General features: G+C 61.2%; 17 protein-coding genes, 1 tRNA gene and 2 pseudogenes. 10 read left to right on the top strand and 10 right to left on the bottom strand.

Annotation, left to right across the window (positions count from 1 at the left end; all coding sequences use genetic code 11):
* Positions 1–99 precede the first annotated feature (99 nt).
* From BT179_RS20455 to ggt, 3 genes are all read left to right on the top strand, one after another.
* Positions 100–2,163: a methyl-accepting chemotaxis protein gene (locus BT179_RS20455; protein WP_371264414.1), complete on the top strand. Its 2,064-nt coding sequence runs from the start codon at positions 100–102 to the stop codon at positions 2,161–2,163.
* Between the two features lie 103 nt (positions 2,164–2,266).
* Positions 2,267–2,343, top strand: a tRNA-Met gene (locus tag BT179_RS20450).
* A gap of 233 nt (positions 2,344–2,576) precedes the next feature.
* Complete coding sequence (gene ggt, locus BT179_RS20445; RefSeq protein WP_072396776.1) at positions 2,577–4,421, top strand: gamma-glutamyltransferase; 1,845 nt, start codon at positions 2,577–2,579, stop codon at positions 4,419–4,421.
* 21 nt (positions 4,422–4,442) lie between these two features.
* On the opposite strand, the gene BT179_RS20440 is transcribed toward ggt, so the two are convergent.
* From BT179_RS20440 to BT179_RS27285, 4 genes and pseudogenes are all read right to left on the bottom strand, one after another.
* On the bottom strand, positions 4,443–4,658 hold the full coding sequence (locus tag BT179_RS20440) for a helix-turn-helix domain-containing protein (protein WP_072431546.1): 216 nt from the start codon (positions 4,656–4,658) through the stop codon (positions 4,443–4,445).
* A gap of 7 nt (positions 4,659–4,665) precedes the next feature.
* On the bottom strand, positions 4,666–5,220 hold the full coding sequence (locus tag BT179_RS20435; protein WP_072396765.1) for a DUF2975 domain-containing protein: 555 nt from the start codon (positions 5,218–5,220) through the stop codon (positions 4,666–4,668).
* A gap of 94 nt (positions 5,221–5,314) precedes the next feature.
* Positions 5,315–5,746: pseudogene (locus BT179_RS27290) on the bottom strand (methyl-accepting chemotaxis protein); the annotation flags it as partial.
* Between the two features lie 108 nt (positions 5,747–5,854).
* Positions 5,855–6,541: pseudogene (locus tag BT179_RS27285) on the bottom strand (PAS domain-containing protein); the annotation flags it as partial.
* A 320-nt stretch (positions 6,542–6,861) separates the two neighbouring features.
* Here BT179_RS27285 and BT179_RS20425 point away from each other — a divergent pair.
* The 3 genes from BT179_RS20425 to BT179_RS20415 all read left to right on the top strand — a co-directional run bounded on the left by BT179_RS20425 (position 6,862) and on the right by BT179_RS20415 (position 10,252).
* Positions 6,862–8,280, top strand: a complete 1,419-nt coding sequence (locus tag BT179_RS20425; RefSeq protein ID WP_072396758.1) for a short-chain fatty acid transporter — start codon at positions 6,862–6,864, stop codon at positions 8,278–8,280.
* A 112-nt stretch (positions 8,281–8,392) separates the two neighbouring features.
* On the top strand, positions 8,393–9,550 hold the full coding sequence (locus BT179_RS20420; RefSeq protein WP_072396751.1) for a hypothetical protein: 1,158 nt from the start codon (positions 8,393–8,395) through the stop codon (positions 9,548–9,550).
* A 174-nt stretch (positions 9,551–9,724) separates the two neighbouring features.
* Positions 9,725–10,252 carry an SET domain-containing protein gene (locus BT179_RS20415; protein ID WP_072431545.1) on the top strand — a complete coding sequence of 176 codons (528 nt, stop codon included), beginning with the start codon at positions 9,725–9,727 and terminating at the stop codon, positions 10,250–10,252.
* Positions 10,253–10,263: 11 nt separating this feature from the next.
* Here the strand turns inward: BT179_RS20415 and can are convergent, their stop codons facing one another.
* Positions 10,264–10,908 carry a carbonate dehydratase gene (gene can, locus BT179_RS20410; RefSeq protein WP_072396736.1) on the bottom strand — a complete coding sequence of 215 codons (645 nt, stop codon included), beginning with the start codon at positions 10,906–10,908 and terminating at the stop codon, positions 10,264–10,266.
* 130 nt (positions 10,909–11,038) lie between these two features.
* On the opposite strand from can, the gene BT179_RS20405 reads away from it, so the two are divergent.
* Positions 11,039–11,461 (top strand): serine kinase/phosphatase, encoded by a 423-nt coding sequence (locus BT179_RS20405; protein ID WP_072431544.1) that lies wholly within the window; start codon positions 11,039–11,041, stop codon positions 11,459–11,461.
* A gap of 132 nt (positions 11,462–11,593) precedes the next feature.
* Here the strand turns inward: BT179_RS20405 and rimI are convergent, their stop codons facing one another.
* Complete coding sequence (rimI, locus tag BT179_RS20400; protein WP_072396731.1) at positions 11,594–12,046, bottom strand: ribosomal protein S18-alanine N-acetyltransferase; 453 nt, start codon at positions 12,044–12,046, stop codon at positions 11,594–11,596.
* Positions 12,039–12,821, bottom strand: a complete 783-nt coding sequence (locus tag BT179_RS20395) for an energy transducer TonB (RefSeq protein WP_072396729.1) — start codon at positions 12,819–12,821, stop codon at positions 12,039–12,041. The genes rimI and BT179_RS20395 overlap by 8 nt, the downstream gene beginning before the upstream one ends.
* 181 nt (positions 12,822–13,002) lie before the next feature.
* Between BT179_RS20395 and mksB the strand changes: the two genes are divergently transcribed.
* From mksB to mksF, 3 genes are read left to right on the top strand one after another with little or no spacing between them, the layout of a single operon-like run.
* Positions 13,003–14,280, top strand: a complete 1,278-nt coding sequence (mksB, locus tag BT179_RS20390; RefSeq protein WP_072396727.1) for an Mks condensin complex protein MksB — start codon at positions 13,003–13,005, stop codon at positions 14,278–14,280.
* The gene (gene mksE, locus BT179_RS20385; protein WP_072396725.1) at positions 14,270–14,971 is read left to right on the top strand and encodes an Mks condensin complex protein MksE; all 702 of its coding nucleotides are present in this window, start codon (positions 14,270–14,272) and stop codon (positions 14,969–14,971) included. The genes mksB and mksE overlap by 11 nt, the downstream gene beginning before the upstream one ends.
* Entirely contained in the window at positions 14,968–17,808 is a 2,841-nt protein-coding gene (mksF, locus tag BT179_RS20380) for an Mks condensin complex protein MksF (RefSeq protein ID WP_072396723.1), read from the top strand. Before mksE ends, mksF begins: the two co-directional genes overlap by 4 nt.
* A 206-nt stretch (positions 17,809–18,014) precedes the next feature.
* On the opposite strand, the gene BT179_RS20375 is transcribed toward mksF, so the two are convergent.
* Genes BT179_RS20375 through BT179_RS20365 form a run of 3 tightly spaced genes read right to left on the bottom strand, consistent with a single transcriptional unit; the run spans position 18,015 to position 21,580 of the window.
* Positions 18,015–20,318, bottom strand: a complete 2,304-nt coding sequence (locus BT179_RS20375; RefSeq protein WP_072397205.1) for a PqiB family protein — start codon at positions 20,316–20,318, stop codon at positions 18,015–18,017.
* Entirely contained in the window at positions 20,311–20,934 is a 624-nt protein-coding gene (locus tag BT179_RS20370; RefSeq protein WP_072396721.1) for a paraquat-inducible protein A, read from the bottom strand. The genes BT179_RS20375 and BT179_RS20370 overlap by 8 nt, the downstream gene beginning before the upstream one ends.
* Positions 20,921–21,580 (bottom strand): paraquat-inducible protein A, encoded by a 660-nt coding sequence (locus BT179_RS20365; RefSeq protein WP_072431543.1) that lies wholly within the window; start codon positions 21,578–21,580, stop codon positions 20,921–20,923. The genes BT179_RS20370 and BT179_RS20365 overlap by 14 nt, the downstream gene beginning before the upstream one ends.
* Positions 21,581–21,773: the final 193 nt, after the last annotated feature.

The following is a 21,773-nucleotide window of genomic DNA, read 5'->3' as shown; positions in this document are numbered from 1 at the left end:
GAGCGGACCTGGGCAAACTTTCGAGGCCTTTTAAAAGGGCACCCGTTTGCGCACTTGTGTAGAAACGCACAAAAACAGTGCAAGGGTGTTCAGTGGAGTATGGGCATGCAGGCTTTTCTATCACCGGGCATCAGGCTGCTGGGGCGTTTCGGTTTCGCCCGTAAATTCCAGCTGCTGTTCCTGCTTTTCATTCTGCCGATCATGGGCAGCCTGTGGATCATCGGCCAGGATTATCGCGACAAACTCAACCTGATTTCCGGCGAACGCGCCGGGGTACGCCAGCTATTGGCCCTGGATAACCTGGACAACCTGCTGACCGCCCAGCGCAACCGTGCGGCCCGGTGGCGCGCCACGGAGACCAACCGACAACCCACGCCAGCCACGCTCGCGGCGATGGCGGCTTTCGACGCCGTGCAACCGGCCCTCAACCAGGCCGCCAATGAACTGGGCACGACCCTGCAGACGGAAGGAGCCGAAGGCGACACCCTCAGCCGTTACCAGACCTTGCAAGACAGCCTCAAAGGCCTGGATTCGAAAAGCCTGGGCTCCGTAGGCTGGTGGCCGGACGGCTATGATCGCTTCACCGCGTCGCTCAGCGCCTTGCAAGCCTTGCGCGAGCAGATCGTGATGGACAACCGCCTGACCCTCGCCTCCTGGCTCGAGACCTATCTGTTGACCCAGATCTCCACCCAGCAGACCCCAGACCTGATCGAGCGGGTCGGGCGCCTGGCCAGCGTCGGCCAGGCTTCGGTGGTGTCAGGCCAATTCACCCTGCAGAGCCGCCTGCAATTGCGCGACCTGCGCAGCCGGATCGGTGACGCCCGGGATCAACTGCTCAAGACCGGCGGGCTGCTGGAGGCACGCCTGCCCAGCGAACTGCAAGGCTGGGCCGGTCAATACCAGGGCAGCCTCAAACATCTGGATGCGGGCCTCAAAGTCCTGGATGACGGCGTGTTCGGCGGTTCTATCAATCTCAAGCCGGAAGATTTCGAGAAGCACCTGGATGCCCTCCTCGTCGACCTGGCGCTCCTGCGCCAGCAATCCCTGGTGGCGCTGGATACGCGGCTGGACCACTACCACGGCTCGGCGATCCGCCAGTTCGTCCTGGTGGCGACGGTACTGGGTTGCCTGCTGCTGGCAGCGCTCTATCTGTTCATTTGCCTGCAGTCGTCTATCCGCCGTAGCGCCAGCGGCATCACCGTACTGGCCGAAGCCCTGCGTGACGGTAACCTCAGCCTGCAAGTGCCGGTGCAGGGACGCGACGAACTGGCGGCCATCAGCACAGCCTTGAACGTTGCCGTGGTGCAGCTACGCAGCAGCCTGCTGGGGGTCGATCATGAGACGTTGCAAGTGAGCGACGCCGTGCGCACCCTCAACACCCACTCCAGCGGGGCCCTGGGCGAAGTCGAGGCCCAGCAGTTGCAGATCAGCCAGATCGCGGCTGCCGCGACGCAACTGGCCGCGACGTCCCAAGGCGTGGCCAAAAGCTGCGAACAGGCAGCCGGCAGCGCCCAACAGACCCGACGCATCGCCGCCGACAGCAGCCGCGACAGCCAACGCACCACGGCGAGCATCCAGCAACTCAACCAGCGACTCAACGACACCGCCGCCGCACTGGGCCGGGTAAGCGAGCAAGGGCAACAGATCCAGATGGTAGTGGACACCATCCGCGGCGTGGCCGAGCAGACCAACCTGCTGGCCCTCAACGCCGCCATCGAAGCCGCTCGCGCCGGTGAGCAAGGCCGTGGTTTTGCAGTGGTGGCCGATGAAGTCCGTAGCCTGTCGCAACGCACCCAATCCTCCACACAGCAGATCGCGGGCACCGTCGACAGCCTGCGCGCCACGGTCAACGAAGCCGTCAGCCTGATGGAAGCCGCCTGCGAGCAGGCACAGACCGATGCGCAAGCCGTCACCAGCCTGGGCGAACGATTGGGAGAAATTGCCAGCGCCGTGCAAAGCGTCACCGATACCTTGGCGCAGATCGCCACCGCCGTGGACGAACAGGCCAGTACAGCCGATGAGGTCAGCGGCAATATCCAGCAGGTCGACCAGGCGGCCATGCGCTTGCTCGAAGGTGCACGGGCAGTGAACCTGGCAGCCGATACCCTGAGCCAGGGAAGCCAGGCTCTGAGCGCCAACACCGGAAGATTTCAACTCGGCTGACAGGCATTTGTGGCGAGGATGGATAAGCAGTTGAAAGCGCAGAGAAATATTTCAGATTTACGCTTGACACTTCCTCGTTACCGGCGAATAATGCGCGCCACTTGGCTACATAGCTCAGTTGGTTAGAGCATAGCATTCATAATGCTGGGGTCCGGGGTTCAAGTCCCTGTGTAGCCACCAAGTACTAAAAACGGCTTATCGAAAGATAAGCCGTTTTTTTATGCCTCGAAGAAACCGTCGATCCGAGGACGGCCAGAAGCGGGATGTCCCCCGCCAGCCTGTGCATTTGATCCACAGTTCACCTGCCATGAAGAAGGTTCGACGTCTGCCCAAGTGCCGGCAGCGAATTCGACATCCAATGAAAGCACGCGCTACAGTCGGCCCCATCCCCTGACCCACGGATGGAGTGACACGTGCTTACAGCTCTCAAACCGAATCTTCATCGTCTGTCAGCCGTTTCGCTGCTGGCTGTCGCTCTCACACTCGCCGCCTGTAAGGCTCCACCCTCTTCCACCGCCCCCCCAGCATTACCGACCGCACCGGAAATCGCTTCCGGCTATCGCACCGACCTGCAGACCCGACACGCCGACAAACACATGGCCGCAGCGGCCAACCCCCTGGCCGCCGAAGCCGGGCGGGAAATGTTGCGGCGCGGAGGCTCGGCCATCGACGCGGCGATTGCCATGCAGGCGGTACTCACCCTGGTGGAGCCGCAGTCTTCAGGCATTGGCGGCGGCGCGTTCATCGTGCTGTGGGACGGTAAGGCCGTGCGCACCTATGACGGTCGCGAAACGGCACCGGCCGGCGCCACCGAGAAACTGTTCCTGCAAGCCGACGGCAAGCCCATGCCATTTACCGCCGCACAGATCGGTGGCCGTTCCGTGGGCACGCCCGGCGTGCTGCGCGCGCTGGAATTGGCTCATCGCAAGCATGGCCGGCTGAAATGGGCCAGTCTGTTCGAGCCTGCCATCAGGCTGGCGGAACAGGGCTTTGCGATTTCGCCACGGTTGCACTCGATGATCGCGGCGGACCCATCCCTACCAGGTTCGCCGGACATGGCCGCCTATTTCCTCAATGCCGATGGCAGGCCGAAGGCCGTTGGTACATTGCTGAAGAATCCTGCGCTGGCCGGCGTGCTCAAGCGTATCGCCAATGAAGGAGCCGATGCGTTGTACGAGGGCGCGATCGCCAAGGAAATCGTCGCCAAGGTGCAGGGACATGCCAACCCCGGCAGCCTTTCACTGAATGATCTCAAGGGTTACGCCGCCCGGGAGCGCGCGCCGCTGTGCACCGACTACAAGCGCTGGCAGGTCTGCGGCATGGCCCCGCCCTCTTCCGGTGGAATTGCCGTGGCGCAGATTCTCGGGACGTTGCAGGCCTTGGAGCAGCGCGACAGCCACGCAGCCATTGCGCCCTTGAAGCCCCTCAAGACCGATAAACCCGCCGGCCTTGAACCCGCGCCCCAAGCGGTTCATCTGATCGCCGAAGCGCAACGCCTGGCCTACGCCGACCGCGCCCAATACGTCGCCGATTCGGATTTTATCCCCGTGCCGGTCAAGGGCCTGGTCGACCCAGGCTACCTGGCAAGCCGCGCCAGCCTGATCGGACCGCGGAGCATGGGCGTCGCCAAGCCCGGCACACCACCGGGCGTTCAGGTGGCCTATGCACCGGACCGCTCTCCCCTGCGCATTTCCACTTCACAAGTGGTGGCAGTGGACGATCAGGGCGGTGCCGTGTCCATGACCACCACGGTGGAATCGGCCTTCGGCTCGCACCTGATGGTCCAGGGTTTCATGCTCAACAACCAGATGACCGATTTTTCGTTCATCCCCGAAGAACAAGGGCGGAAGGTGGCGAACCGGGTCGAACCCGGCAAGCGCCCACGCTCCTCCATGGCACCGACCCTGATCTTCGATCGCCAGAGCGGCGAACTGTTGGCCGCCGTTGGCTCACCGGGCGGCTCGCAGATCATCGAGTATGTCGCCAAGTCGGTGATCGGACTGCTGGATTGGCAACTGGACCCGCAAACCGCCATCAACCTGCCCAACTTCGGCAGTCGCAACGGCCCCACCGAGCTGGAGCAGGGCCAGTTCAGCCCAACCCTGATCCAGGCATTGAAGGACAAGGGCCACACCGTGACCGAGATCGACATGACCAGCGGGACCCAGGCGATTGTCCGGCTACGTGATCCACAAGGCAGAACATCATTGGCCGGGGGGGCAGACCCGCGGCGCGAAGGAGAAGCCCTGGGAGACTGACGAAGCCAGGCCCTGAAGGAATCAGGGCTCCCCCTCGGGTTGGTAGACCAGTAGATCACCGGGCTGGCACTGCAGGTAGCTGCAGATCGCCTCCAGGGTCGCCAGGCGTATGCCCTTGACCTTTCCTTGCTTCAACAAGGAGAGGTTGGCTTCGGTAATACCGATAGCGGCGGCAAGGTCCTTGGATTTGACCTTGCGCGTCGCCAGCATCACATCCAGTTGAATGACGATAGGCATGACAATCTCAAACGAATGTTCTGTTTTCTGAATCGACTTCGCTGGCCTGGGACAGAATCCTGGCAATGATCGCGATACAGGCGGCAAGAAACAAAGCGACAAAGGAGGGGGCCGTCACGCTGAGGGTAATCAATCGCTGGCCGACCGGGGCGTTTATCGTCACGAGCAGGCTGAGAAACGGCTCACAGAGGAAATCCAGCAACACCCACAACGCTACCGCTCGGCCGGTATTGCCCAGGTAGACGGCTGCCTCGCTGGAAAAGTACATCCCTTGCGCATAATGCCTGAATAGCTGCCGCAAATTGACCAGTCCGGCTGCCAGCGCCAGCAAGGGGATGCTCGACAGCAGTATCCCGCCAAGGCGTTGCCAACCGCTCAACCCCACCGCCCCGTCCACCAGGCCGGACAACTGTCGCTCGGTCAGGGCAAAACTCAGGCCGTATTTCAAGGCAACTTCCGGAAACAACCAGGCCGCCGCATTGACGGCCATCATCACGACAATGAAGACAAGCGTAATGACGGCCATGCGCTGGCTGTAGAGGGCGAGACGATTCGAAGACATGCGAGGCTCCAACCAAACGAAAGGAGCCCAGAACATAGCCACAAAATTATCGCAAAACAATAATTAATATGTAAAAAACGATAATACCCTTGCTTCAAGTGGACAGCTGGTTAGCAAACTGACTCACCGCATCGACCACTTTTTTCGCGCCGTCCTGGATCTCGACGATCACCGATCCGGCTTCAGCGGCCAGGGCCAGGCCCTGTTCGGCCTGGTGCTGGCCGTCCGTCATCAACGAAACGGCGTTGCGTGCCATGTCCTGGTTCTGGCGGACGACGCCGACAATCTCATCGGTAGCCTGGCTGGTGCGCGAAGCCAGTTGGCGCACTTCATCGGCCACCACCGCGAAGCCCCGCCCCTGCTCGCCGGCCCGGGCAGCCTCGATGGCCGCGTTGAGGGCCAGCAGGTTGGTTTGCTCGGCGATGCCGCTGATGGTCTTGACGATGGTGCCGATCACCAGGGACTGCTCGTTCAGGGCTTCGATACCCTCTCCGGCGGTCTGCATGTGCCGGGCCAGGTCGCGCATCACTTCCACGGCCTGGGTCACCACCGAGGTACCGCGCTGGGCACTGTTGTCGGTCTGCAACGAGGTGCTGTAGGCAATGCTGGCCGCCTCGGCGACGGCTTTTTCCTGGTTGACCTGGTCGGTGATGTTCGTAGCGAACTTGACCACCTTGTAGAGTCGGTCGTTGGCATCCACCACCGGGTTGTAGGACGCCTCCAGCCAGACCTCGCGCCCATTGCTGTCCAGGCGCTTGAAGCGACCGGCCACGAACTCGCCGTTGTTCAGGCGCTTCCAGAACTGCTGGTATTGCGCGCCGTTGTATTCCTCCGGCTCGCAGAACATGCGGTGGTGCTTGCCCTTGATCTGCGCCAGGCTGTAGCCCATGGCATTGAGGAAGCGATCATTGGCTGTCAGGACGTGGCCGCCCAGGTCGAACTCGATCACCGCCGTCGAACGCACCAGCGCACCGATAAGGTTTTCATGCTCGCGAGAGCCCTCGATGGTGCGGGTCAGGTCATTGGAATACATCGAGAAAAACCGGATCCGCCCGTCGACAGTCCGTACTGGCTGAAGAATCGAACGCAACCAGGCTTCCTTGCCATCGCCTCGCATCAGGCGCACGGCCCCGGAAAAATGCTCGCCGCGGGTCAACGCCGTCTTGAAACGAAGCTGGTGCTCGTTGGATTTCAAGTACCCAGGAATAAGGTCCTCGACAGAGCGGCCAATGAGATCCTGGCTCTTGTAATGCATTTCATCGAGGAATTTCTGATTGACCGACTGCACCCGGCCCTCTGCATCCAGGGTCAGGGCCAGCATTTCGCGGTCCAGGCTTTCCTTCACTTGCATGAGGCTGGACAGTTCTTGGCGAAGAGCCGACAGCTCCTGCTTCAAGCGTTGATTGAACATGGGCATGCTCCGACGGGCAGGAGATTAACGGGCCTATTCCTCTTGCCATCGGCCCGGTGATTTTTTTCTGAAGAGTGCCATTGGTCGGCCGAAATTTTTTCCGCGGATCCAGAACCCGGGCCAACCTTCCAGGGTCAGTGGATTGTTCTACTGTAGCCCCTGTTTACCGAGGCTTCACTGTTCCAGCTACCCGTCCCACAAAACCAACCATAAAAACCGAGGTAACTGCCGTGACCACCGACATCGAAGACAGCCGCTCCGCCCGCTTCGCCTTGCGCTGTTCCAGTTTTGCCGAACGCTGGTTTCCTGACTCCTGGGTCTTCGCCGCCCTGGCTGTGCTGGTCGTCGCGGTGGCGACGCAGTTCATCGGCGCCACGCCCACGGCCGCCGCCATGGCATTCGGCGACGGTTTCTGGAGCCTGATCCCATTCACCATGCAAATGGCATTCGTCGTGATCGGAGGCTATGTGGTCGCCAGCTCGCCGCCGGCCGTCAGGCTGATCGATCGCCTGGCGCGCATCCCGAAGAACGGCCGCTCGGCAGTGGCCTGGGTGGCGCTGATCTCGATGATTGCGTCGCTGCTCAACTGGGGCCTGTCGCTGGTGTTCGGCGGTCTGTTGGTACGAGCCCTTGCCCGCCGTACCGATCTGAAAATGGATTATCGCGCCGCCGGCGCCGCCGCTTACCTGGGCCTGGGCGCGGTGTGGGCCCTGGGGTTGTCGTCCTCGGCGGCACAACTGCAGGCCAACCCGGCCAGCCTGCCGCCGTCGATCCTGGCGATCACCGGCGTCATCCCGTTTACCCAGACCATTTTCCTCTGGCAGTCCGCAGTGATGCTGCTGGCGTTGATCGTGATCTCCTTGATCGTGGCCTACGCTACCGCTCCGGGCCCGAACAGCGCCCGCGACGCCGCAGCCTGCGGAATCGACCCGAGCTTCAGCATGCCGGCCTTGCAACCACGAACCCGTCCCGGCGAATGGCTGGAGCACAGCCCCTTGCTGACCATTGCCCTGGTGCTGTTGGCCGCTGGCTGGCTGTTCCACGAATTTTCGAGCAAGCCTGCGATCAGCGCGATTTCCGGGCTCAATACCTACAACTTCCTGTTCCTGATGCTGGGCGCCTTGCTGCACTGGCGGCCGCGAAGCTTTCTCGACGCCGTGGCCCGCGCAGTGCCGACCACAACCGGTGTACTGATCCAGTTCCCGTTGTACGGCTCCATTGCCGCGTTACTGACCACAGTCAAGGGCAGCGATGCCCAGACCCTTGCCCACCATATTTCGACCTTTTTCGTACAAATCGCATCGCATGACACCTACGCCTTGCTGATGGGCGTCTATTCGGCGGTGCTGGGCTTCTTCATTCCGTCCGGCGGCGGTAAATGGATCATCGAAGCGCCCTATGTGATGCAGGTGGCCAACGACCTGAATTATCACCTGGGCTGGGCCGTACAGATCTATAACGCCGCCGAAGCGCTGCCCAACCTGATCAATCCGTTCTATATGCTGCCGTTGCTCGGTGTGCTGGGGCTCAAGGCCAGGGACCTGATCGGGTTCTCCTTCGTCCAATTGCTGGTCCACACACCCTTGGTACTGGTGCTGTTGTGGGCGCTGGGAACGACGTTGGATTATTTGCCGCCCGTGATGCCATAAAGCCATAAAAAAGGGCCGATATTTACCTCGGCCCACTTTTTCTTCAGCCCGGTCTGTTTCAGTATGGAGGCGCCCTGTTCCGAGGGGCCCATACGCTGAAAAGGATCTGAGCATGTCTAAACTCGCAGTACTTCCCCTTGCCGCCCTGGCGCTGAGCGCCACCGTCCATGCCGACGTCGATGTACAGCTTGGCAGTACCGAACGCGTGACCCGTCTTTTCGCCTACCCCAACAACTGCAACGTCATCTGTTTTCGCGACTGGACCCTGGAGCAGACTGTCGAGCATTACCTGACCCAGAGCGTGCAGCGCGACGGCTACGGCGCGGCCAAGGTCAGCGTCAAACGCGACAATGACACGGTCTACGCCCATATAGCCGGCGTGCCGAAGAGCTACGGCCAGCCATTGACCGCATTGCTCAACGCCGGTGACCTGGCCTACACGGGCGCCACCAAACTCAACGGCGACAAGAAATGGGCCTACAACTGGTACCTGTTCCTGCCGCTGGGCATGGCGCTGGAAAACCGCAAGAGTGTTGAACTGCTGCACTTCCCGCCGGATTACTCCCTGACACAGGCCCAGGACTACCTGGAATCGGCCACCACGGATCGCTGGGCCACGCTGTTGACTGTCAACGGCATCGCCGCCGACCAGACCCCGGCCTACCAGACCATCATCGACATCGCGCCGATCGCAGCCCCATCCAACGCCGGTTCGGCCCTGGAAGGCGTCTACGACTATTTCAACGACTACCAGACCACCATGGTCAAGCAAGTCAGCCAGGGCTCCAGCGGAGCCGCATTGCCGATGGTGGCCTTCGGTGCCCCGGTGCGTAACTGGATCAAGACACAGTACGGCCCGACGGTAGGCGTGCTTGGCCTGGCGACCATCACGCCGACGGCGGGACTGAAGGTACCGGTGCTGGGCTCCAACCACCCCAGCTACATCTGGTACGCCGCCGATCCGGACAGCTACGACGGCGACGAAGCCAAGGCCGATGCGGCCGGCCTGAAAGTCATGGGCCAGGATCTGAGCGCCGCCTGCTGGCAAGCCGGCATGGGCAGCAAGCCGAACACGGATCCGAGCACACTGCTGAACCAATGCACGCAGACCTGGCAAGTCACGCAAAAGGAAAAGACCTGCGAGTTGTTCTATACCTCGATTCGCAAGCTCACGCCTGACGAAGCGGCAAAGAAATGCGAGACGCCGGCGATCAAGTCGCAGCTTCCTCAATTGAAAGCGCCGATGCCGCTACCCGCCGAACCGGTATAAGCCGAGAAGACTTTCCCGCGTAAGCCTGCGCTCACGCGGGAAAGCGCTTTTGACGCCTGTCAGAGTTGACAGTAGATACCACCCCGGATCGGGGCCAGACTATCCAGGTCAATCACGACGCTGGCAGGATGCCAGCGCCAGCAAGTCGGGTGCCCAGCACCGACAAGGACTGTCATGACCATTTTTGTGACCGATCGATCCTGTTCACGGGGCCGGGACTGTATCTACCCGGAAAAGGAACTCAGCACTCGGCTGGGCTATCCGTCTGCGCGGGATTTCGAAGTGCTGCGCGGCGCCAATGGGCGCGGCAACGGCGTCGTCGCCCGCAGGCGGTTCGCCCCCATGGAGCGGATGTGCCGGGTATCGGGGCTGCTGTTGGGCCGACGACGCCTGCACACTTTGCAGATCCTGCCGGAAATCCACATGTACGATCCGCGCTTCGCCGGGCTGCTGGTGCATTCCTGCAACCCGAATGTCTTTCTGGACATGAGCGAATTATGGTTGTGGTCACTGACCGCCATACAGGCGGGCGACAGCCTGACCATGGATTACGCCAGCACCGAGCCGAAACTGTACCGGCAGTTTGCCTGCCGGTGCGGTTCGTCCAACTGTCATGGGTGGATCACCGGTTATGATGAGCCACCCAATGAACAGGGCATGAAGTTCCTCAAGCATTGGCGCCGTCGCTGTCATCGTGACTGACGCCAACGGGCTCAGGGCGCGTCCACTGGACGCAGGCGATACTGCGGTGGCAATTGCTCGAAGCCGCTGATCGTGGTGTCCAGGCTCTTCCAGCGTCCGTCCTTGATGCCGTAGATGCAACCGTGGATCGACAGTTTCTGACCACGGTGCCAGGCGTTCTGCACGATGCTGGTATGGCCGACATTGGCCACCTGCTGGATGACGTTGAGTTCGCACAGGCGGTCAACGCGCTCCTCTTCGGTGGGCAGTTGGGCCAACGCTTCGCGGTGCTCGTAATACAGGTCGCGGATCGAGCGCAGCCAGCCGTCGATCAGGCCCAGCTGACGATCCTGCATCGAAGCGCGCACGCCGCCGCAGCCGTAGTGGCCGGTAACCAGGATGTGCTTGACCTTGAGCACGTCCACCGCGTACTGGATCACCGACAGGCAGTTGAGATCGGTGTGCAGCACCACGTTGGCCACGTTGCGGTGTACGAACAGATCGCCCGGCAGCATGCCGACGATCTCGTTGGCCGGCACTCGCGCATCGGAACAGCCGATCCACAGGTACTCCGGTGTCTGCTGACGGGCCAGCTTGGCGAAGAAGTCAGGATCCTCCTGCTTGATCGCATCGGCCCAGCGCGCGTTGTTATCAATCAGATCTTGTAGTTCGTTCATGCTATCCAGCCCTCGAGAATAGTCCGCAACTTTGACAGCACGCCGCTTGCCGAGGTCACTTCTGTAATGCCGTTGGAATTCTCGACCCGGCCGCGGGTCCACCCATTAACGGCCAGAACGAGGAGTAGCCATGAACGATTCACGACGTCCTTTCGATGCGGTGCAACCGGAACCCATCGACGACAACGAAGACCGCATGGGTTCGATGCACGAACTGGAGTTCGACGATGATGAGCCCAGTGCGAAGATCGGCGACGAACTGCCGGAAAAAGAACGCGAACAATTGATGCCGCGCGAACGCGTTCGCGAAGCGGGCCTGACCGGAGCCTCTGTGGATGATCATCAGCCCACCGAAGACGACATGAGCCCTGAAACCCTCATCCGCGAGGACGGCGCACGCGACGCCTATGAAAGCGGCGACGATGAGCAGGCCGACTGGGACCTGAGCGTGGTCGGTGAAAACGACATCGGCGGGGGCGATGGCCTGGACGAAGCGGAAATGGCGCAGATCGATCCACTGGATGGCAAGCGCGATGGCGCCGGGTCAGCTTGAATCAGGACAGGATGTGACGGCTTCTTCGAGGGCCAGCCCGCTCCCACACAAGACCGGCCGGCCCGGCTGAGGCCTGCGGCAGGAGCGGGTTTGCCGGCATGGTGCCCGCCCTGCGTCAACACCGCGAAGGCGTCACTCGACGAGAGTACACGCCATGACCACGGCGTCCTCGCGGCCACCCACCGCCGGGTAATAATCCCGCCGACGGCCGATCTCGTTGAAACCGTATCGCTCATACAGCCGGAACGCTGCGCGGTTGCTGTCGCGCACCTCCAGGAAACACTCCCGGGCCTGGGCGTTGAAGGCGATGGACATGAGGTGTTCCAGTAAGCGCAACCCCAGGCCGCGGCCCTGGTTCTCCGGCTTGACGGTGATATTGAGCAAGTGCGCTTCGTCGAGGATGATCTGCACGACACCATGGCCCACTTGCTGCTGGCCTTCGAACATCAGCCATATCTGGTATTTGCTCAATCCGTCGAGAAAGATCCCGCGGGTCCAGGGGTGACTGTAGGCCGCATATTCGATTTTCAGTACAGCGTCGAGGTCCGCCTCGGTCATCGGGCGGAACGATACAGCGTCACTCATTCGATTCTTTCCAGCGCGCCATCAGCCGGCGCATGGCTTGCCAGACTTCAGCCTTGCGCTGTGGCGTTTCCATTAACAATTCCAACCCGGGGACTGCCCAGGCCGAGCCCAGGCCTTCGACCTGCAATTCCCGATTGAACGCATCCTGGTCCGCCTCGCCGGCAAATTTGACCGCTGGCAGGCCGATCAGCCACAAACACACGCAGGGCTCGTCTTCGAGTCGCGCCGAAACGAAGCCCTGGACGAAATCCCGCGCCGCTTCCGGCCCCTGGTCCATCGTTCCACGGGACAGCAGCGGCCAACGCACCGGTTCTCCCACGATCTGTGGGCTGTCCGGCAGACCGGCGGCGCGCAGCATGTCCTTGAGCAACAGGTAGGCAGGATCGCGGCTTTGGAACGGTTCGCCGGTGGGCAGCTCCACCAGCAGCAGGCAACGCCCCGCACGCAGCAGCTGCAGGGTAAACCGCGGTGGCGGAACCGGAGCGACCCGGGCCGGTGCCGGCGTCGACGACACTTCTTCCACCGGTTTGGCATTGGTGCGGGTCGAGGCCAGGCTCGGGCGTGGCACGTCGACCTTCGGCCGCTCGACAGGTGTCACCGGCTCGACAACGGTCTTGGCCACAGGCTCCGCCACCACCGGCACGACGCCAGGCGGCTCGGGCGTTTCCAGCAGTTCGGGCCGCGACGGGGCGGCGAACGGCAATTCGGTACGCGGCAGCCAGGTGACCACCTGCATGGCGGTCAGATAGGCGCGGCGACGAGACTCGATAAGCAAGGGTCGGCCACTTGTGGATAACTGAAAGTGGGGAGGATTCTACCGCCCTTCGACGCGGATCGCTTCCCCGTTGACTCATTAGTTGATCGATCCGCGACGACAGTCCGTCTCAGGGGTGAATCGCAACCGGTCCGATGCAGTACAATTGCCGCTTTTAATTGCCAACCCGACGGCCATTGCGATGATCGAACCCAAGCGCGTCTTGCGCGCCCTCGCCGAACACTGGGCATTGCTGGAACCGTTGTGCGAGCATTTCGACCAGGGCACCTTGAGCCTCAACGAACTGCGCTCACAATTGGCCGCCCAGCAATTGGACAGCACGCCCCAGGACATCACCCACCTGCTGGACGTGTGGATCCGCCTGGACATCCTCGTGCCGGTGGCGAAAAGCCCGAACCGCTTCGAGCTCAACGCCCAGATCCACGACTTTCTCGCCTACCTGCGTCGCGAACATCGCCTGGGCCTGTGCCTGGAGATCGAAGCCTACCTGCGCCACCTCGAGCGCCTGGCCGGCTACATCCAGGATGCCTTCGAAGTGCGCGACGGCAACGACCTGGCCCGCCAGTTGCGTTTGCTGGACATGCGGGTGCGGGACGTGCTCAAGAAACTCGCCAACGACGAACAGGCCCTGGTGGCCGTGGCCGAACGCGCCAAGACCAGCGACCGGCAGATCCCGCTGCGCCAGCGCTACGCCGAAGTACTGGCGACCTGGGACGAATACGTCGAGCCGATGATCCAGCTGGTGAACGCCGACGGTGCGTTCGAGCAAGGCGTGCGCAAGGTCGAGAACGTGCTGTTGCGCATGCTCACCGAACAACAGCGCCTCGGGCATCTGGTGGACGATGACATGTTGTTGCGCACCCATGCCCGTATCCTGGAAATGCAGACCAGCGCCCAACTGACCCTGCGTCACGCCCGCGAACTGCTCCTGCCGCTGCGCGAAGAAGCCCGTCGCCATAACGCCGTGACCCGTGGCGCAGCCCTGGCCCTGGCCGCCATCCGCCGCAAAGGCATCGATGCCGTGCCGCAGGCCGCCATGCCGCTGTTCACCCGGCCGCAGAGTACCTTCCTCGGCAGTGCCAGCCAGGTCGAGGCCTATGTGTACGCCCTGGCCCGTTTCGAGCCGAAACCGGCGCGCTTCCCCAAGTCCCACAAGACTCACAAGGGCGGCGATGCTCCGCGGGCGCCGCGTACGGTGCGCGAGATGGTCGAGCGTTGCGAGGACGCCCTGCCGATGCCGGACCTGATGACCTGGCTGCTGGAACAGGAGCCGGACGGCGCCACCGACGAATTGCTGTACTGGTTCTCGCGCCTGTCGCGGGAAAAGCGTTTCAAGCGCGAGCGTCTGGAACGCCGCGAATACCACACTCATGAGCATCAGGTCAGCCTGCGCTCCTTCGCCCTGCTCTCGGCTGGCGACACCGCCGAGGATTCTGCGAGCACTTCCCATGCATCTTGATCTATCCGAACTGTCCCAGCTGGCGCCGATTTTCCGCGAGCTGTTCAAGGGCTACCACATCAGCCGCCGCGACCCGGAGCTGTATGCGCAACTGTCGAACTTCCAGGACCAGTACCGCACGCTGTTCAAGGCCCTGGGTTTCGAACTGGTGTGCGATACCCGTGGTTTCTACTATTTCGTGCCGGACCTGGCGGCCGCCGCGGTGAACAAGACCGCACAACGCCTGGCGCTGTTCACCTTCATCCTGGTCGAACACCTGGCCGACCAGGGCCGCGACCCGATCGCCGTTCTCGACGGCGGTAGCCTGGGCCGCGATGAGCTGCCATCGCTGCTGGAAAAATACCGTGACCTGTTCATCCAGGCCGAAGTACAGACCCAGGAAGAACTCGAAGAAAAGATCATGCGCCGCATGACCCAGCTGGGCTTCGCCAGCGAAGAGAACGGCGTGTACCGCTTCCTGCCGCCGATGCACCGGTTTCTCGATGTCTGCCTGTCGGTCCAGCAGGACCGCGACCTGGCCGCCAGCCTGCACAGCGTGCTGCCGTTGCCGGCTCCGGTTCTGATCGACGAGGACAGCGACGAAAAACTGCTGCAGACCGACGATCCGCTGGATCTCAGCGAATTCGAGGGTGAAAGCGAAGAAGAAGCACTGGCCCGAGCCATTGCCGAAGAACAGGAGACCGACGCATGAGCAAGGAACGCTACGGCATCCGCCGCTTCGCCCTTTTGAACACCGCCGGCTACAGCCTTGGCCTGTTCCCGCTGGAAGAACCGCTGTCGGTGTATGGCGCGAACAACCTCGGTAAATCCGCCTCGATCAATGCCTTGCAGTTCCCGATCCTGGCCCGCATGTCGGACATGAGCTTCGGCAAGTACAGTCTGGAACAATCCCGGCGCTTCTACTTCGCCTCGGACACCAGCTATATCCTGGTGGAAGTCGCCCTGCCCCACGGCCCCCACGTGATCGGTGTGGTGGGTCGAGGCCCTGGCGGCGGTTTTGGCCACCAGTTCTTTGCCTATGCAGGCAAGCTGGACTTGGCCCATTACCAGAAAAACGACACGTGCCTGCGTCAGAAAGAGCTGTTCACCAACCTGGAACGCGAGGGCCTGAAGGCCTATGAGCTCAAGCCCGATGAGCTGCGACGCCTGCTGGTGGGGGGGCATACTTCCATTCCCCTGGACCTGACGCTGATCCCGCTGCGTTCTACCAGCGAACAGAGCCTCAAGACTTTCCGCGCGCTGTTCATCAACTTGCTGCACATGCGCGAAATCACCGCGGCCAAGCTCAAGCAACTGTTCCTCGACGCCTTCGAGCACAGCCTGCGTTCCGGCAGTGTGGATTACATCGCCGCGTGCGAAGAAGCCTTCCGCGACGTACGACGCATGGAGCAGGACTACAACTCCCTGGTAGCGGCCGGCCCGCTGGTGGAAGCCCTGGCCAATGGCGTGAAACAACGCGACATCCTGCGTGGCAAACTCCACCGTCTGTCGCCCCTGCTCGATTCGCTGCTGGGAACTTGGTCGGACTATGCCAGTGCACGCAAGGAAGAGTTGACCATCCAGGCCGAGCACTACCGCAACGAACAGGACTCACTGCAGAATGACCAGCGCGGCAGTACCCAGGAACTGATGCGCCTGGAGCGGGAAATCACCGGCATCCAGCGCTGGCTGGGCGAATTGTCGGTGCTCAAGCATCGGTTCGCCCTGGTGGACGACGTCAAGGTGCTGGAGCAGCAACTGCTCGCGGCCAAGGACGCCCACGACGAATTGGCCGGTGCCCTGGCCCAGTCCCGGCAGTTCAGCGCCGAAGACTTGGAAGAACGTCTGCGCGACCTGGAAAAACGCCTGAAGTCGGTCAAGCAACAGCTTGATCACGCCGACAACAACAGCTATGCCCGTCTGCGTGAAGAGTTCTCGCAACAGGACGTCGAACGCCTCATGCGCCTGTTCAACAGCGCACTGTTCAGCCTGCCATTGGGTGAACACGGCATTGCGCTGGACGATAACGGTGACTGGGTCAAGTCCGTGGAGCTGATCCTGGACGGCTTCAAAGGCGAGCGTTTCGAAGTACCGGGGCTGTCCATCGACCTGTCCCATATCGAGCCACCCGCGTTGCAAGCCCTGGCCGACCGTGCCGCGTTGCGCGACCAGAAGGAACGCCTGGAAAAAGAGCTCAAGCAGCTCAAGACCCAGCAGGCCGTGGCCGCTGACCGCGCTGCCAGCAAGACCCAGACCGAGGCCCTGTACCAACAGGTCCTGGATGCGCAAAAGGCCTTGGAAGATTTCCGACGCACCCAGACCCTGAGCGCCGAGGAAAGCGACAAGCTCGAACAACTGGCCCAGATGGAGGCCGCCCAGGACGAGCTCAAGCGCTCCAGCGATGCCTTCACCGAGCGCGTCCAGCAACTGTCCGCCAAGTTGCAACTGGTGGGCCGGCAGATCGCCGATATGGAAGCCAAGCAGCGCACCCTCGACGATGCCTTGCGCCGCCGTCAGTTGTTGCCGGCGGACCTGCCGTTCGGCACGCCATTCATGGACCCGGTCGACGATTCCATGGACAACCTGTTGCCATTGCTCAACGACTATCAGGACAGCTGGCAGGGCTTGCTGCGGATCGACGGACAGATCGAAGCCCTATACGCCCAGGTTCGCCTCAAGGGCGTGGCCAAGTTCGACAGCGAAGACGATATGGAGCGGCGTCTGCAACTGCTGATCAACGCCTATGCCCACCGCACCGACGAAGCCCTGACCCTGGGCAAGGCGCGCCGCGCGGCCGTGACCGACATTGCCCGGACCCTGCGCAATATCCGCAGCGACTACGACAGCCTCGAACACCAATTGGCGTTGTTCAACCGCGAGATCAACAAGCGCCAGGTTTCCAACCTGCAGAGCTTCCGGATCGTCCTGGCGCCGAACAAGGAAGCCCTCAAGCACATCGACCAGATTATCCACAGCGCCGGCCAGTACGAGGAAGGCGAAACCCTGTCGGTCTTCGATCTCAGCCAGAGCGCCGAGCAGGACAACAAGAACGAAGAAGCCAAGGAGTATCTGGCGCGCCTGGTGGCGGCGAACCACAACCAGTTGGGTCTCAAGGACCTGTTCGAACTGGCCTTCGAAATCACCAAGGTCAATGGCCAGCCGGTGATTCATACCGACATCGACGGTGCAGCGTCCAACGGCACCACCATGACCATCAAGGCGCTGACCAACATGTACTTGTTGCTGCACTTGATGGATCGCGAACAGGCCGGCCGCGTACGCTTGCCGTATTACCTGGACGAAGCGGCGGACATCGACGAAAAGAACCAGGCAGCGCTGCTGGAAACCAGTCTGCAATTAGGCTTCGTGCCGATTCTCGCCAGCGTGAAGCCGCAAGTCTGCGCCAGTGTCGCCATCGACCTGGAGGGCGGTAGCGGCCCGAACGGCATCTACATCGACGAAGCGGACTGGAAATACATCCGCCGTCGTGATGCGGTGAAAGCCACGGTGAATGTACAGGCCGATGAGCCGGAGCTCGATCCGGTGTGATGTGAGTACCTGGGTATGAAAAAGGCCGCGATCCAATGGATCGCGGCCTTTTTTTATTGCGCCAGTTTTGAGTCTTCAGTGCAACGGAAGGCCTCATCGCGAGCAAGCTCGCTTCCCACATTGGAATGATTCTGGATGAACGATCCTGCATCCCTGTGGGAGCGAGCTTGCTCGCGATGGCGTCAACACGGACAACGCCGGTGTTGTTACTTGCCGAGCTTGATCTTTGGCGCCCAGGTCAGCCACTCGTCCTCGAATTTGTCGAACAGCGGGAAAGTCTGCTCCGCTCGCGCCGGGCCGCCCATTTTCTCGCCGTCTGGCGTCGCGAAGGCGATGCCGCCCTGGATCAGCGTTTCCAGCGACTCGGTCCGCACCGTCGCCCCTTTGAACAAACCGAAATCCAAACCAAAGCCGCTGGTATTCCAGAAGCGCGTACCACTACGCACCAGTGGTGCATATTTAGGCTCGATCAGGATATGAATCAGCACCCGATCCGCTGTCTGGCCCAATTCATATCCGGTGACCTTGCCCACCGTCACCTCGCGATAAGTCACCGGCACGCCGATCTTCAACGAACCACGGCGGGCCGCGCTCAGCACCAGGCTCAGGCCGGCTTCAGGCACCGCGTTTTCCGGTGGATTGGCAAGGGCCACGAAGTTTTTCTGCGGCCCGAGGTTCTTCACCGCCGGCTGCACCTCGAGGTATTGGCCGGTCACCAGCGTTTCCAGGTTCGAGGTCTTGATCAACCCCAGCTCAGGCTTGACCACCCAGAACTGGCTACCGACCCGGGCGATACGCTCCGGGACCTCGGTGATGCGCGCCGTGAGCAATACCGACTGCATGTCGGCACTGAGGTCCACATCCTCGACCTTGCCCACATCCAAGCCCTTGAAGCGAATCGGCGTACCGCTGCGCAAGCCATCGGCACGATCGACCTTGATGGTCACGACGGTCCCACTTTGTTGCGCGGCTTCACGATTCTCATGCAACCGGAAGCGCGGGACCCGCCTTTTCAACGGCACATTCGGCTCCGGCGTTTCAAAGGCAATGCCGCCGGCCATCAGGCTTTGCAGCGATTCGCTCTTGACCTGGATTCCTCCCGTCAGGCCGCCCGTGAGGGTGATGCCGCTGGCATTCCAGAAGCGCGTCGAACCATTGACCAGCCCTTCGTATTCCTTCTCGATATGTACCCCGATGATCAACTGCTTTTTCTTGCGAGAGAACTGGTAGCTCTGCACCGACCCGACCTTGACCTGCTTGTAGAGGATCGGGCTGCCGACCTCCAGGGATCCGAGGTTTTCAGTCAACAGGACCAGGTGCAGGCCGGGTGCGCGCAAGTCCAGTGGCGGCGCTTTTGCCCGGGCCTCGAATTCGCGCTGCGGGGCGCCGCCCTTGTCGCCGGGGCGTATGGCGATGTAGTTACCTTTGACCAATGCCTCCAAGCCGGTGATACCCGCCAGGGAGATCGACGGCTTGACCACCCAGAACTGCGTTCCCGTCACCAGGTAGTCTTCGGCCAAGGGGTCCAGGGTCAATTCAGCGGTGGCACTGGACAGGTCGGGATCGACCTTGAGGTTTTTCAGGCTACCGACCTGGATGCCTTTGTACATCACTGGCGTGCGGCCGGATTGCAGGCCTTCGAAATCGCTGAGCTTGACCTTCACCCGGATACCGGCGGCTGCGGCGTCGAAATCCTCGTAAAGACGGAACGGCAGGCTTGGATCCGTCGGCGGGCTGTCCTTGCGACTTTCTGGCGTGGCGAACGCAATCCCCCCGGCCACGATACTGGCCAGGGATTCGCTGCGCACCTTGACACCCGAGAGGTTGGCATCGATGCTGATGCCGCTGGCATTCCAGAACCGGGTGTGTTTGCGCACCAGGCTGGCATACGTCGGCTCGATGAAAACCTTGATCTCGACGGTGTTCTGGTCCTCGGACAGTTGATAGCTTTTCACCTGTCCGACCTGGATCTGCTTGTAGAAAACCGGACTACCCCGATTCAACGAACCCAAGCGGTCGGCCTTGAGCGTCAGGTGCAACCCCGGCTTGGCGTCCGACAATGGCGGCTCCTGGGCCAGGGCCTTGAACTTGCGGCTGGACTCCCCTTCACCCGGACTGATAGCCACATAGTTACCTGACACCAGGGTTTCCAGCCCTGTGATCCCGGCCAGGCTGACGCTTGGCTTGACCAGCCAGAAGCGGGTTCCGGTCTTGAGGTACTGTTCCACGTCCTTGTTCATTTCGATGGTCGCCACGACCCCCTTCGAGCTCCCCTCGTCGTCGAGCGTGAGGGCCGTGACCTTGCCGACCGGCATACCTTTGTAGACCACCTCGGTCTTGTTGACCTGGATGCCTTCGCCGCTCTCAAAGCGCACGCTGATCTGGATCCCTGTCTCGTTATATGCCTTCCAGCCGAGCCAGCCCCCGATGATCAAGGCAATCAGTGGCAGGATCCAGATGGCCGACCAGTTCGAGGCCGGTCGAGTTTTAGCGGTAGGCAAATCAGTCATGGTCGTCATCCGACTCCGTGTTATCCCAAATCAGCCGGGGATCGAAAGTTACTGCGGCAATCATTGTCAAAATGACTACGCTGGCAAAGGCAATCGCGCCGAGACCGGCTTCGACACTGGCGAGTCGTCCGAAATTCACCACGGCCACCAGAATGGCAATTACAAAAATATCGAGCATCGACCAGCGACCGATGAACTCAATGAAACGGTACATAAAGATGCGCTGCCGCGCAGACATGGGCTGGTGCCGCTGTACGGAAAACAGCAACAGGGCGATGCCTACCAGCTTGAAGGTGGGCACTACGATACTCGCGACGAACACCACGGCAGCAATGGGAATCATGCCGTGCTGCACCAGTTCGATGACGCCGGCCATGATGGTGCTCGGGGCACCTTGCCCCAAGGAATTGATCGTCATGATCGGCAGCACATTGGCAGGGATATAGAGGATCGCAGCGGTGAGTAGCAGCGCCCAGGTGCGCATCAGACTGTTCGGGCGCCGAGGGTGGACCTGTGCACCGCAACGGGTACAGGTCTGCCCTTGTGCATCGCAATCCCACCGATTCAATTCGTGGCATTCGGTACAGATCAGAATGCCGGCATCAATCGCCCGCATGGGCATCTTCTCCTGATAATGCTTGCCAGATCTGATGCGGTGACATCACCACCTCCAACCACACCTGAACAAGCAATAAACTGATAAAGCACACCAAGCCTAGGCCGATGGTGATGGCGGCCATGTCTGCCAACTTGACGATGGCTACCAACACGCCCATCAGGTAGACCTCAAGCATCCCCCAGTCTCGTAGATGGTGATAAATGCGATAGAGCAACAAACCGTAGCTACGGCCAATGTTCAAGCGAATGGTCAGCAGTACCGTCAACTGGCACAGCAGCTTAAGCAGTGGTATGCCCATGCTGCAGAGAAACACCACCACCGATATGCCTTGCATGCCGGTATCGAACAAGGCGACAACGCCACTCCAGACGGTGTCCTGGGAGGATTGCCCGAGCAGGCTAAGTTGCATGATGGGTAGAAAGTTCGCTGGCACATACAGCAGCAGAGCGGCGATGACCAAGGCCAGGCTGCGCTCGACCACATTGTGTCGGTGGGCGTAGAGTTCGTAGCCACAACGGGGGCATTCAGCTTTTTCGCCATGGGCCAGTTGAGGCTTGCGCATCAACAGATCGCACTCATGGCAAGCCACCAGATCGTTCAGGGGTAGATCTGACAACCGATGAGTGTCCAACGGATCTGACATAAAGAGGTCTGGCTCAGCTAGGGTGAAGCTATTCTAGTGCTCTGGCTTGAAAATAACTGAGTAAATTCGTTACGAACTTCCCCCCAATACTTTCTTTCAGGCAAAACAAAACCCCTACCTGCGTCAGCAGATAGGGGTTTCGGAATTTAATCTTGACGATGACCTACTCTCACATGGGGAAACCCCACACTAC

Origin of the sequence: Pseudomonas sp. NFACC43 (assembly GCF_900119645.1) — a bacterium.
Lineage (GTDB): Bacteria > Pseudomonadota > Gammaproteobacteria > Pseudomonadales > Pseudomonadaceae > Aquipseudomonas.
This window is presented reverse-complemented; position numbering and strand designations above follow the sequence as displayed.